This window comes from Ruegeria sp. D4, assembly GCF_056534475.1.
In genome coordinates this window covers 21,996-35,443 of record NZ_JBQFPJ010000018.1, presented here as the reverse complement: position 1 = coordinate 35,443, position 13,448 = coordinate 21,996, and the positions used below count along the sequence as shown (strand labels likewise).

At 51.5% G+C, this 13,448-nt stretch carries 10 protein-coding genes; 5 read left to right on the top strand and 5 right to left on the bottom strand.

The window, feature by feature from the left end; genetic code table 11:
* Positions 1 to 301: 301 nt before the first annotated feature.
* From ACR0MI_RS19365 to ACR0MI_RS19350, 4 genes are all read right to left on the bottom strand, one after another.
* The gene (locus ACR0MI_RS19365; RefSeq protein WP_209509490.1) at positions 302 to 2,980 is read right to left on the bottom strand and encodes a 3'-5' exonuclease; all 2,679 of its coding nucleotides are present in this window, start codon (positions 2,978 to 2,980) and stop codon (positions 302 to 304) included.
* 434 nt (positions 2,981 to 3,414) lie between these two features.
* A complete protein-coding gene (locus tag ACR0MI_RS19360; RefSeq protein WP_480855337.1) occupies positions 3,415 to 3,690 on the bottom strand; it encodes a thermonuclease family protein in 276 nt (91 codons plus the stop codon).
* 143 nt (positions 3,691 to 3,833) lie between these two features.
* Positions 3,834 to 4,613 carry a Clp protease/crotonase-like domain-containing protein gene (locus ACR0MI_RS19355; RefSeq protein WP_170617635.1) on the bottom strand — a complete coding sequence of 260 codons (780 nt, stop codon included), beginning with the start codon at positions 4,611 to 4,613 and terminating at the stop codon, positions 3,834 to 3,836.
* Complete coding sequence (locus tag ACR0MI_RS19350; RefSeq protein WP_480855269.1) at positions 4,613 to 5,893, bottom strand: hypothetical protein; 1,281 nt, start codon at positions 5,891 to 5,893, stop codon at positions 4,613 to 4,615. The genes ACR0MI_RS19355 and ACR0MI_RS19350 overlap by 1 nt, the downstream gene beginning before the upstream one ends.
* 361 nt (positions 5,894 to 6,254) lie before the next feature.
* Between ACR0MI_RS19350 and ACR0MI_RS19345 the strand changes: the two genes are divergently transcribed.
* Complete coding sequence (locus tag ACR0MI_RS19345; protein ID WP_480855267.1) at positions 6,255 to 6,905, top strand: thermonuclease family protein; 651 nt, start codon at positions 6,255 to 6,257, stop codon at positions 6,903 to 6,905.
* Positions 6,906 to 7,265: 360 nt separating this feature from the next.
* Entirely contained in the window at positions 7,266 to 8,861 is a 1,596-nt protein-coding gene (locus tag ACR0MI_RS19340) for a hypothetical protein (RefSeq protein WP_480855265.1), read from the top strand.
* 318 nt (positions 8,862 to 9,179) lie between these two features.
* Here ACR0MI_RS19340 and ACR0MI_RS19335 read toward each other — a convergent pair whose 3' ends face one another.
* The gene (locus tag ACR0MI_RS19335; RefSeq protein WP_480855263.1) at positions 9,180 to 10,376 is read right to left on the bottom strand and encodes a tyrosine-type recombinase/integrase; all 1,197 of its coding nucleotides are present in this window, start codon (positions 10,374 to 10,376) and stop codon (positions 9,180 to 9,182) included.
* Between the two features lie 444 nt (positions 10,377 to 10,820).
* Between ACR0MI_RS19335 and ACR0MI_RS19330 the strand changes: the two genes are divergently transcribed.
* From ACR0MI_RS19330 to ACR0MI_RS19320, 3 genes are all read left to right on the top strand, one after another.
* The gene (locus ACR0MI_RS19330; protein ID WP_170619462.1) at positions 10,821 to 11,210 is read left to right on the top strand and encodes a hypothetical protein; all 390 of its coding nucleotides are present in this window, start codon (positions 10,821 to 10,823) and stop codon (positions 11,208 to 11,210) included.
* Positions 11,210 to 12,388: an ATP-binding protein gene (locus ACR0MI_RS19325; RefSeq protein ID WP_170817412.1), complete on the top strand. Its 1,179-nt coding sequence runs from the start codon at positions 11,210 to 11,212 to the stop codon at positions 12,386 to 12,388. The genes ACR0MI_RS19330 and ACR0MI_RS19325 overlap by 1 nt, the downstream gene beginning before the upstream one ends.
* A gap of 217 nt (positions 12,389 to 12,605) precedes the next feature.
* Positions 12,606 to 13,019 carry an HGGxSTG domain-containing protein gene (locus ACR0MI_RS19320; protein ID WP_480855260.1) on the top strand — a complete coding sequence of 138 codons (414 nt, stop codon included), beginning with the start codon at positions 12,606 to 12,608 and terminating at the stop codon, positions 13,017 to 13,019.
* Positions 13,020 to 13,448 lie beyond the last annotated feature (429 nt).

The following is a 13,448-nucleotide window of genomic DNA, read 5'->3' as shown; positions in this document are numbered from 1 at the left end:
CATGTGATGTCAGCAACTTGTTCCGAAATGGCCTGCCAGTTGAAAAATTCCCGCGGTCAGAGGTATCAAAGCGAGCCCAGATATCAACCTCTGCTAGAAATTCTATTCCATAACAAATCCAGAACGTCTGAGAACGAGTGTTATGTGAAGCGCCCTCCAGTTGAGTGATTGGTTACAGGCAGCTTGACCGGTCGTGCCCGCCGACACCAGAAACCATCATCCCGATGGAACACAGGCCGATCATGCACTAACAATCACGTTGGACCCGTCAGATAGGGCTGCTCGTACAGGCTGCCAACTCTCACATCTTTTGATTAAGACTTAAAATGCGCCGAGCCGGCCTTGCGCCAATGGGCGACGCTCCAGTCGTAGGCACAAGCCCTAGCTCCTCGCCAAACCTCTCGCGCAACTCCCTGGACACCTCAGGACCGAACACTCTCCTGGCATTTGGGTCTTCTACAACGGCCCTTACAGCGTCTCTGACTGACCGCCACTTTAGGCTTCTGCGGCCCCCTGCTGCTCGTAGCCCTTTGCCATCAACCAGCTCAATTAGCTTATCTATTGTCTCACTGGACAATCCCATCGAGTGTTTTGTGAAACAAAACTGGTGACCAGTTAAACCAAACAAGTCACTCTCTCTTTTTTCTGACCACTCAACGTCCGTCAAGCGCTCAGGCTTCGACAACAACTGTTCAGTAGGAAGGCTTTCTATGTCACCCCATTCAAACTCAGTTAGCTGCTCGCCAATGTCCGATAGCCACCGACTACGATTTGAATGATAAGACAAATATAAGTCGTTCTTCGCCCGTGTCATTGCTACATAAAGCTGGCAACTGAACCTGTAGAGTTCATCCGTTGGCACGCCTACGGGAGGGAGTATACCATCCTCACAATTCAAAATTACTACCGTATCAAATTCGTAACCCTTTGTTTGCTCAAGATCGGATATTACAAGAGACTCACTGAAAGGATCTAAGGTGCCGTCCAATGCAGGCAGGCCCAAATATTCGGCATACGCTTTTATTTCCGTATGTTTGTAGCCAGAAATGACGATACATGCGGTGCTGTCTGGTTTTTTTTGGACGAAGTCTTTCAAGTGTGTCACCGCATAGGTCAACTCCTCCTCAAGACTGTCGGCTTTCAAAAGAACCGGATCATTTAAAGATCGGTTGGCGTATTTAGGATCCAGAATTTCCAAATCGTCTTTGGCGGTATCCAACATTTCCTCTGCCAGATTGTTCAACAACACCGCATAAGCAACCTCCAGGATCTGGCGTGTGTTGCGATAGTTTCTAGTAATTTTTTCGGATCGCCCGCTTACCGCTATCCCCGCATTTTTTAAGACACGGTGTTTGGGCAAAACGTGCTGCGCGATATCTCCACACAAGAAAATATCGTTTGGTCCTTCGGCAACGAGATGCCGCAATATTGCCAGCTCCGTTGTCCCGAAATCCTGAGCTTCATCAACTATGATATGGTCGTATTGCACTGATAGACCGGTCAAGTGTTTGCTGACGGCTTTGGTCAACCCAAGGTAATCGGTAATTCCGACAGCCTCCATTTTTGCTTCCCAACCGAGCAACCCGTCCAAGACGGCAATTCTTGCGCCTTCACCTAAGGGATGGCGACGACCGCTTCTTTCTATATCTAGGTAGTTTGCTCTGTCCGGAGTGGGCAGTGCGCTCCGGATCCAGTCAAACTCTTCACGAAGATAAGATTCAGCATCGATACCCTGAGCAGTAAGATTGCGATGAATGCGTGAAAGAACAGATGCATCGTTGTTGTTTTGCCATTGGCGGTAATACTCCCGAAAAACTTCGTCGATATTGTCACCGAGCTTGTCCGAGACTTCACCGTAATAACGAATGCGATCAGGCTCTAATTCCTCGAGCAATCTTTGGCATAACTCGAACATTGAAACAACAGTAATGCGCTTCAGTACGTCAGGGTCATTACAAGACAACTTGGCCAAGTGATTAATCAACCCAGCCAGACTTTGGTTCAGAGTTACGATCAGCACTCTCGGCTTTTTCTCGTTCTCCGCAAGGCGGATAGCCCTTCTCAAAGCGATGCAGGTTTTGCCGGCGCCAGAAACGCCAGAAAGCTGCGCTGAGCCACTATAGTCGCGGTCAACGATGGTTTTTTGCTCTGGGTGCATAAATAGTAGCCAATCAAGCGATTTTCCGCTTTGCGCAAATTCGTTGATTTTCTGGAGGTATTCCTCACTACCAAACAGCACGTCGTATACGTTGGATCCTACGTTTATGGTGACAATTTCCGCGTCGCTCCAAGCACCTTCGGTCTTTGCTCGTCCAAAATGCAGGTCTAGACGCATAGCCGCTCCTTCCCTGTCGTCTTCCAACAACGCCAAAAGTACGTCTTGGGCTAGGCTGGCGAGATTTGGATCTTCTATACCCCCGGAGACTTCATAGATTCCGCTAGGGTCTGCTGCACACTTCAAAGCACTTATTTTGCGGCTGACAGACCCTGGAAACTCATCTAGGAATTCATCCAAGTGATTTTCGTCAAGTCGATCTATGAGATGAAAATCGGACGGAACTGCATCTCTTCTTAACTCTGGCTTCGATCCCGCTTTGTTTTCTCGGGTATACGTTACCTCTCCTTCAAGTAGCACAGGGGTCAACCCTGAGTTTCGGTTCAGCCATTTGTCACACTCGTCATGAGATCCGCAGAACAACAACCAAATAATCCGATTAGATTGGACAGTTATCAATCGAAAGGCGTCACCCAAGTCGTACTTGACGCAGCTCTTAATCCTCGATTCTCCGTGCTTTGTCGTTTTGAACGACTTGAAGGCGTCTGCACCATCTATGCCCACCGCTCCAATCAAGTCATGAAGTTTTCTAAATATATTTCTGCGGGTGCCGCCCAGTTTATATAGATTTTGAAGTGAATGCGTAAATTCTTTAGTCCCAAAAACTTGCACCAAGCTTTGCGGATACTCACTGTGACTGCTCATTTTTGTCTCTTGTAAGATCTTGTACTTGGGCACTATTCAATTTACCCACTCTCAAATTGAAACAAGACATGCAAAGCATGCGTTGTCAAACCGTGCGCTGCAAAGAGTTTTTCCGAAAAAGGATCAATTCGAACGGAGTCGCCGATAGCTCTTGTAGCATTGTCGATTTTAAACTCGGAACTCTGTCAGAAACCGCGCTGCCACAACCTTTGAATACATCATCCGACTTTTATTCGAGGGGATCCAAATCGCCTCCCTGTGCTTCCTCGCACGTCTCAAGGGCCAGCTAAATGCAGTAGTCCATGCTCCGGATATCCAATGTAAGTTGTGCTAGGTCGCGAACTTCATCTTCGGTCAACAACGGTCGTGTTTGTCTGCGGCCATGGCGTCACGGGCTACAGCCAAATGAGCGCTCTTGACGGCGCAATCGCACGTTACCGGCAATAGCCGGCCCGCTTTAGACGCGATTTCGCTGAGGGAGTCTCCAAGTGCCTATAGCGCCCCCCTGAGTACCTCCTGCAATCCAGCGCATGCCCCGCAGCAATCACTGCAGCACCAATGTCTTGTCCGTCCGCGTAGCAAACACCAACCCAGCGATCATAGGTACGCTCACCATTCAGTTTGCACTCGATTTTTTTGCCGCGCAGGAAGTTCACCATCCAGCGTTTAGCATCCTGACCAGAACGAGTACCAAGTTCTGGCGCATCCACACCGTTCAGGCGGACGGGCGTCCCATCGACAACGATTGTGTCTGCGTCGCGTACTTGGAGGCCACCCGCAGTGGCAGTCGTAGCGAACAGCGCCGCAGCAATGGTTAGCTTTATGAACAAGGCGAAGTCCTCGGTGTCTCGTGTTAATCGATAATTTGGGTTGCTATGCGGGTATCCACGAGTTCTTCCTCGATAAGCGCATAGATCTCCTCCGGAGGAGTGTTCAGCGAATACAGCATGAGCGCCGGGTCCACACCCATGTCGATGAGGTGCTGCATTGTTTCTCCTTGCCCCTTTTGGATGCGCTCGACGGCGAAAACGACTGGTATCAGGCGGGGCTGCTCGTAGTAGTGTTGGTGCATACCTACAATGCCGCGCAGCGAGACTATGCGATCTTCTCCGCCTGCTAAAATATAAGGGCATGAGGACACGCACATCGCTCCAGCAAGAACAGCAGAAGCAAGCTCAGCCTCTCTGACTTTCTTACCGATGGACAATGCCTCTGACACCACTCCTCCTGGACTGTGTAGAGCTACTAAGTCGGGCTTCTCCTGCATGTCGGACAAGTACGAAGCGAAGCGAGAGGAGTCATCCATCTCTATCTGACCGCTGAGAAGAAGTACCCTCCCCAATCCCTCGACGTCGTGAACCGAGAAGTCCAATCGGTCAGGAAATGCTTCTGGTACGAGGACATCTAGTGGCCCGTCTTGAGGTACAAGAGATGGATCACTGCGATCAGTGCGGTACTCGCGGCGTTGATCACCGGGAGATACGGGTCCTGTTGGGAGTTCAACTCGCTCTTTGAACGGGCTGGGAATGACACCAATAACGTCCGACGCAATTAACGCGCCCGCAATCACTAGCTGCAAAATCAGAATGTAGCGCAGCCCAGAGCGTGGATCGAAACGACGTAGCAGGCCCATCACGCTTCATCTTTTTGCGGCGCAGCTCGGTTTAGGATGGCTGCGTCTGCCACACCCATAGTTGCCTCGACGTCCTTCATGGCGTTCATCGCGGCTCTCAGATCAGCCAGTGTCAGCGTGTCCTCAATGCTCATACCGTCTTTACCGCTGCGTATAGCCGCCTGAGTAATTGCCAGCACGAAAACCAAAACAGCGGGTAGCAAGTCGATGGCTATAGCTCCGGCCCACGAAGGGACGAAGTTATGGGCGTACTTGATTACTGCATCGGCACTAGAAATCGGGTTGTATGCCGTCTCAATGGGAGGCTCCATGTCCAACACCTCGTCAGCAGCGTTCTTGAGTGTCTTGCTGCGTTGGTCCAACGCATTCAAAACGGAGTTGATTGTGGATGATTGCGCGTCTCGTACGTCGGAGCTGCGTCCATCAAGCTCTGGAAGTACGACCGAAGATGGCAGGTCCTCTGCCGCGCGGGCAACAAGCGGGGCCACGCTGTACTGGTTGAGACGCGAGATCACACCTGCTAGCTTCACGCTTTCCTCAGAAAACTGAACCGAGCGACGATCGACTGGACCTGGCGCAACGGTAAGCTCGCGCATCTTTGCGAGAATTTCGTTGCCTTGTTGGAAGGCTTCCTCGATAGGTTCCTGCTGTGCCGCGATCTGCTCTTCAAGGTTTCGCAACTCTTCAGCTTTTTGGGTCAGAACCCGAAACACGGCGCCGCGACCTGCGGTACCTGAGAGGTCTCCGGACTGCTCCAGTTCAGCAAGTTCTTCGAAACTCTGGCGGGCGCGTTCCACCTCGCGACCCAACGCTTGACCACTCAGAGCTATATCGTGAGCTTGCTCAAGAGCGGCTTGGTAGTCTCGGACAGTGTTTTCCAAGTGTTGTTCCACCGCTGCTGAGCCTGCGAGAGCGGCTGCGTTAAGCCAGCTAGACATAGCGATAATGGCGACGGAGCCAACAATTGTAGAGATTGTCAGACCGATGAAACCACTAGCCGTACGCATCGAGGGTAGCAGCCGAAGCATATAGCTCCAAAAGACGAAGATGCCCACAGAGACAGCGATTGAGTACGCAACGGCTGCGAAGAAAGAAACCGCACCATTGTCTTCGAGCAATGAGGACACGCCGAGATAGGTGTAGATACCAGATGCGACGGCAAGGACACCCAAGGCTGCGGGGGTAAACGTGTCCAACCACACAAGATGACCTTCTAGTTCTTTTGCGGTCCGAAGTCCCTTAGCTTCCTCAGCCGTCAAGCGATCCTTGTTCTCCGTCATTCTACAACATGCTCCACACTCATCACGCGATAGTTCGTCACTTAATCATTCATTAAGACTTTTCACCCTGGGTTGCATATCTGGGCGCTACGAAGCGATTGCTTGCGCGGAACTGCCATTCTTCTGTGAGTTCCCGCCAACTTGCGCCCGTAGTTCTAGTATTGGCAAAGAATACCAACTACCTGAAATTCAGGTTGTTATTCTGGGGAACTAAGTAAGTAGAGGTCAGCTGTCTCGCAGTCCTAGGCGTGAGATCGCTCAGCGAAGCAAATCAGTCACATCTCTCGGATTGAATATAAGGTATCCCTAGCAAATCAACCCCGGCGTGTGCTTGGGTCGATCCTGATCCGGTGTGACAATATTGATTGAACTAACTTTTGGGGGCCTGGTTCTGGAAATCTTGATAGTTTTGGGTTTGGTTTTGGCTGGTGCGGTTTATTTGACAGTTCGCAGCAACAGGCCTGGCGACACAACGACTCGTCCGAGCCAGTCAGGTGTGCATGAGAAACCAAGATTAACCGCAAACCAAGGACGGCGCACTTCGCAGCCACAGCGCTTTGATGCTGCCCATAAGTTACCCAAACCCGAAGTATCCATAATAACGGGTTCGGCGTACGTAGTAGATGGTGATACATTGGTAATAAAGAAAACCCAGATCCGTCTGTTCGGCGTGGATGCTCCTGAGATGGATCACCCCTACGGAAAGAAGGCAAAATGGGCACTCGTTTCGCTCTGCAAAGGTCAAAAAATTAGGGCCGAAATAACCGAGCAAGACACCCACGGACGCACTGTTGCAAAATGCTATCTTGAGGATGGCCGTGACCTATCCGCAGAAATGGTCAAACTTGGCCTTGCGATAGACTGGCCGAAGTTCTCTGGCGGGAAATACCGATCAATGGAATTGCCCAATGCTCGGAAAAAGCTCTGGCTCGCAAACGCGCGACAAAAAGGACATATGGCGTTGTGGGAGCAATATGATGCAAAGCAAGCCGCTCGGAAACTGACTAATTGAAGATTTCAGAAACCACCACCGCACCGGAGTATCGCAAATAAATTAAGCCGACAAAGCTGTGCCTTGGCCCGATGTAAATCATCAGTGGTTTCGCATTCGGTCGGTTATAGTGTTGTCATAATTGCACAGAACTTCACCTACTTCCGGTGAGTGCTCTGCGATATTCCAGACGGCAGCTGTCGTCTTAACTCCTTAATATTTCCCTTCAGCCCAAAATCTGAAGGGCAATCTGATGATCCACGACGGTGCGAAAAAATTCATTAAAACAATAACATAGGCTGAATCAGCGGCCGACTTCAAAAAAATTCGATATTATGATATCTTAACTGATGTTTTCGAGTAATTTCTTGAGTAATTTCGATGCTGTTTGAATTTTTTAGCTTTAAGATCCGAAAAATAATGCTGTTTTCTGTGATGACAGCAGCAATATTGTGTGCCGCAACATCCAGTCAGGCTGCATCTCCGTGCACGCAACTCGTTCAGCGGTCTGAAGACGAGAACATCATAAAATGGTCGCTAGGCCAGTTGGTCGAGATATTTAGGGCCGAAGAAGAACAGACGCTTCAGTCTGGCATCGGCGATACAAAATACTGGTTCACCAAAAGTCCAGGGCGGTTCGTAGGAATCAACTGTGGAGAGACTCCGTTTGAAACACAAGAAATATACCCAATCGGAATAGTGGTCAGGCCAATTGCCGTACTTAACTTACCTTCATATCAACGCGGCACCCCGATATTGGTATTGACAGAATATGGGCACCGTAAAGTTGTGCCGCTGGAAGACATCGCGCCCATATCTGAGAATACGACCTATGTTTTTCCGGATTCCTACGCGCGCTCATATATGTGTCGCAACGAGGAAACGTGTATCGGCAACCTTGAAGACACGTGCACCAAGGAAACTTGCAAGTATTCGGTTTCGCCGTTTTTCGGATATGCATCGGCAGCCAGTTCAGATGAGAAAGCGAAGAGCGCTATAGAAGCGTATCGCAATATTCGGCAGGACTCTCTAATTATGGCCAACATGCTTTGGGAGCCTGATGTCCTAAGTGCTTTGCAGGAAGAAGCCTGCGCCCCGTTCCCTGTTGTTCCCTGGCGTGAGGGCGGAATTGTTCATCAACGTAAGAAAGTATGGCTGAGTTTTTGTCAGAGCATCGAGAAAAGAGAGATTACTGGATTTAAAGTTGTTGATCGGGATTGGGCTGAAAGACGATTTGAAACTTCCCTCTGGGGCTCGTTTCACAGAAACTTCGGAAGCAAAGAGAGTCTATTTGAGGAAAGTATCCGTTCACTGCTCAATGTTAACTTGATAACCAGGAAACCCTGTGGCGTAGAAGTCAAAACCGAAAACTCGGCAACTTTAGGCGGTGGCCTTGGTGCCGAGATCGGCTTTGGTGATGCGCTAACGCTCGACCTAGGAGCGAACCGTAAGCTTGTCCAAACATACTTCTCGACCGTGCCAAACGACGTCTATCTGATGTATGCGACATATTTTGTAAGACCGATTCAGCTTGAAGGCGATCCTCCGCCAGCTAAAGATATTTGGGTATTTGATCTGATTTTTCGTGCAGAATGTGACGCTAGTGGAAACCCCAGCAAAGCGTCTTCGATAACGGTATTTTATGACAAGTTAGCTGGAGGTTACGAGACAATTGACGCGACCGCACACTTGGAGAAGCAATATTTCTTGGGAAATAGTGACGACTCTTTTGCCGCAAATAGGAGCATCGCGCAGATAGAAAGCGGCCGCTTCTGGCATGTAGCTGACCATATCGCCTACTACAAATGGCGGGACACGCTGCGAGTGTTTATGGTCGATGGTATGCCAGAAGTTCAGGAATTGTTGGAGCGTTATCCCGTTGACCAAAGGCCGATTGTCAGGGATTTTTTTGTTCATTTAATGATGTCTGCGGCTTTCCAGTACAAGGAGCCGCCACGCTTCAAGAGGCTTAAATAGATGCATAGATTCCTTCTTCTTGTTTCAGTCTTGGTCCTAGCTTCGCCCGCCAGCTCGAATAGCACCAAATCGGGCTGTGACCTGGCCTCCGGAAACTGTTGCTGTTTGATGTCCAATGGCTTGAGCTGTTGTGGCCCGGCCAGTAATTGTCCGTCGACTACAATCTCGGGGTGCCCCTGCGCAGCTCCGGTCGAAAGTGGATAGCTATTGTCAACGTCATTGGTTCTTTCGACGACCATAGAGGTTACACTCCTGCTTGGCCCGCACTGGATAGTGATTTCGTTAATCCAAATTCTGCTGCACTGGTTTGCACCCAGACTATATCTTGCCCGCTCTAAGCTGGTCCAAATGGTCAGCCCACCACTGAGACAACCGAGTTCTCTCATCCCAGTACTGTCCGCGAGCGTAAGCTCGGCGAATCTCGTTACCTTCAACGTGTGCAAGTGCTCTCTCAATAGCGTCGGAGTGCCAGCGCCCCGTCTCATTGGCTAGCGTAGAGAATATCGCACGAAAACCGTGTGCTGACATCTCTTCCTTGCCATAACCCATTCTGCGAAGTGCAGCGTTAAGAGTGTTGTCGCTCATACATCGTTTGGATGACCGAATAGACGGAAAAAGGTAAGTTCCCCAACCAGTCAAATTCTTTAATTCTGCAAGTTTGGATTGCGCCTGGTTCGAAAGTGGTACTGCGTGAGGGCGGCGCATTTTTGCGCGATGAGGCGGGACTATCCAAACAGGGCCGCTTTCATCAATTCCAGACCACTCAGCCATGCGAAGCTCCCCAGGTCTTAGAGCAGTTAGTGCCAAAAGTTGGAGCGCAATCCTGGTAGTTGGCTGACCTTCAAATCCGTCGATGGCGTTTAAAAGAGCCCCTACGCCTTCCGGGTCAAGGATTGCTGCACGGTGATTTGGTTTGGGTCGCACGAGGGCGTCTTTCAGGCCAAAAGTGGGATCATTGTCAATGAGGCCCTGCGAAATCGCATATCTAAAAACTGCTCCAGCAGCCGAACGCATACGCAATGCTGTTTCGTAAGTTCCTTTAGCCTCGGCTTTCTTTAGCGGCACCAGAACATCACGGGCAGTTATTTGCGCTATGGGCATTGATCCAATTTCTGCGCACAGCATACCGTGAAGCCAACTTGTTTTAGCAAGGGTTGCCTGCGCTCTTCCTTCTTTATGCTTTTTCTCTAAAAGATCTGTCGCTAACCGTGCAAAAGTAGCATGATGATCCGCTTCCTGCTCGGCCCTCTTCCTTTTAGCAACCGCCGATGGGTCTTGGTTGTCCGCTAACAATGATCGCGCTTCATCGCGCTTAGATCTGGCCTGCTTCAAAGAGACATTCGGGTATTTGCCCAAAGCTAATAGTTTCTCTTTCCCCAGCCAGCGATACTTGAAGCGCCAGAGCTTGGATCCATTCGGCTTGGTAAGCATGAAAAGCCCGTCAAAGTCGGCGGTTTTAAATGGTTTATCCTTCGGCTTAAGCGCTCGAATCTTTGCATCACTTAGAACCGCCATGGGGGTACCTCTTCTGCTTGGTCGAAACGGTACCCCAGATTGATACCCCTTTTGGGGGTAGCTTCAGCTAGACCACCTAGGACACTGCCGGATATATACTTCGACAATTCCCATAAAAAACAAGCTAGTTCCAAAGGTTTCTGGAAACAACAGGAAGACTTTGTGGTGCCCGGGGGCGGAATCGAACCACCGACACGAGGATTTTCAATCCGGCGCTAATTCAAGCAAACCAAACACTTACAAAACCGGGGCGCGTCAAACCCCCGACGAAACATCAAAGACTTACCTCGAAAGTGTCAAACCGGCTGAGGCCGAACTGACAAACGAAAACCCCGGCACGACGGCAATCGCAACCGGGGTTAAAGACGTTATGGAAGGCGTCTGTTCTTACGGTAAGGATATCGCGGCTTTGCCCATTTTGGCAATGCATTGGGGGGTGCTGCTGTGAATATTTCGACGCAAATCCCCGACAACATTAAACGTGTTTGCCGCTCCATCGGATATGCCGCTTGGCTGGATGGCACTGACGAGTGGTTCGGCCTTCCGGTGATCCTGCGAGCACGTCTGGATGCGCGGCAGCGCGTGGCCCTGGCATTTATGGCTCTCAAGGCTCTGGACCGTGATGACGCAGTAAATGCAGCTGAGGCGGCGCTAAGCACTGGTGCGGGACACCCCCCTGCCCCGTTCATTAGCTTCATGGATGAGGCCGCGTTCTGGGCGGATTATGCCGACCCGGAAGAACTGGACGCTTATTGCCTTGCCAGCTTCAAGCGCATGAAACCCGCGCGGCAGGCAGCATTCCTTGAGCATGTACAAAGGAGGCAAGCGGCGTGATGCGTGATTTTGCTGAGATGGCGGTGCAACTGGATGCGCACCGAGCCGAGTTTCCCAAAGAACGGTCGGACCGTTTGCCTACAGAGTTTGTCTGGCGCGACCCTTCCGCTATTCCGCCCCGTCCTTGGCTCTACGGGCAACACCTGATCCGCAAACAGGTATCGGTGACGGTCGCACCCGGCGGCGTCGGGAAATCGTCTTTGACGATCTGCGAAGGGCTGGCAATGGCATCTGGCCGCGACCTACTGGGCGATTGGACCGCATCAGGCCTAAAAGTCTGGATATACAACCTTGAAGATCCCCGCGACGAGATGAACCGGCGCATCATCGCGGCCATGCAACATCACAACGTCGCCCCCGAGGAAATCTCAGGGCGTCTCTTTGTGGACACGGGCCGGGAACGCGAACTCAGCACCGCCATTCAAACTCGTGAAGGCGTCCAGATCGTCAAGCCGGAAATGGAAGCCTTAGCCCAAGAGATCGAAGCGTGCGAAATCGATGTTCTAATTATCGACCCATTCGTGTCGTCGCATCAGGTGGGCGAGAACGACAACGGCGCAATCGACCTTGTGGCAAAGGAATGGGCGCGGCTGGCAGATCGTTGCAATTGTGCAATTGAACTTGTGCACCACACTCGCAAGACAAACGGCGAGGAAGCAACTACTGAAAGCGGGCGCGGTGCAACGGCGCTCTTGGCAGCAGCAAGATCCGGTCGTGTGCTCAACAAGATGAGCAACGACATGAAGGCCGAGGCGGGTGTTCAAAACGATCCGTCCACCTACTTTGCCGTGACCCGTGACAAAGCGAACCTCGCCCCTGTTGGGGATCGTGTTTGGCGGCGCATGGCATCTGTGCAGCTATCCAATGGGGATAGCGTAGGCGTTGCTGAGGTCTGGAAATGGCCGGACACTTTCGATGGGGTATCGGTCGCTGACCTGCTGGCAGTGCAACATGCTCTGGATGGTCAGGGGCGGCGCTACTCGGATCAGGCTGGCGGCGAGTGGGCTGGTGTGACCGTAGCTGAAGTGCTGGGCTTCGACGCCCAAGCCGACCGCAAGCGCATCAAGAAGATAATCGATACTTGGCTGAAATCCGGGGCGTTGGTCAAAGGGCAGAAAACAGGTGCTCAACGCAAGCCTGTCCCCACTGTGGAGGTAGGCGAATGGGCAACGGTGTGATGTGCGCCACCACCCAAAAATCAGGGGTAGCGCAAGGTGACGCTAACACCCCTAAAAACAGTTGCGCTACCACCACCACCCCTAAAAGGGGGGTGGGTGGTGGTGGCGCTGCGCCACCTGTCCGATCGCGGGGTGGTACAAAACAAAGTTGCAAGCGCGACGGTGAGATGCATGGCAGGGACCTTGCGAAGACCAAGGACGAGCAATTTCGCGCATCATGGGGTTTGCAGACTATGTTAATAAATGTTGGTGTTTATTGATGGGGAGACCGACAAAGCTGGAAGTCAAAATACGTTCGCTCTTTCAAAGCGATCCGATTGATTGGTGTGAAATTTGGTCACGTTGGCGGCCGTGCCCAGCAGAGGCGCACAAGCACCCAAACTATCGGAGGGATTGCTCACAGTGCCACGGCGTAAATTGCAAACGGATGGCTGAGCTGGGCTTGAATGATGCCAGGGAACCCTTGCCTAGGACAGAGCGCCCAACATGCGGCGCAAAGACCCGAGCCGGTGGCCAATGCCAGGCCCGGGTAGTACCTGGAAAACGGCGTTGCAGGTTGCATGGCGGCCTCAGCACCGGCCCAAAGGGGAAGCGAAAAGCTAAAGCCAAAGTTGAAACAGAGGATGACTAAAGGGAGGCGGTGCAATACCTCCGCTGCACTGCCGATGGAGCACGCAATCCGTACCCATCAGATTCCACAACATCGCTTACAATGGCCACAGGGAGAAATTTCCCCCTTATGATCCGATTGGATCATGCTGTGCACAAGATACCCCCAATAGCCGAAATTCAGGGCGAAACTTCCAGAATCCGGCGGTGAACAGCCGCTTCTCCATCAAGTGCAAACGCTGGCGGAACATGAGCCTATGACCGCTACGCTATGCCATCAGCATTGCCCCACTCGTCATTTACTGGCTACTGGTAGTGGTTGGCCGACTATGTCGTCAACCGAAGACCACCCTCGTAGACAGAACCCACGGCGGCCCTTAGCGGGTTTCCGGGGGATCACTTTGCTTTCTTTTTTCGCAAAGCGGGCGTTGGTTGAAGGCCGGCTAAATGA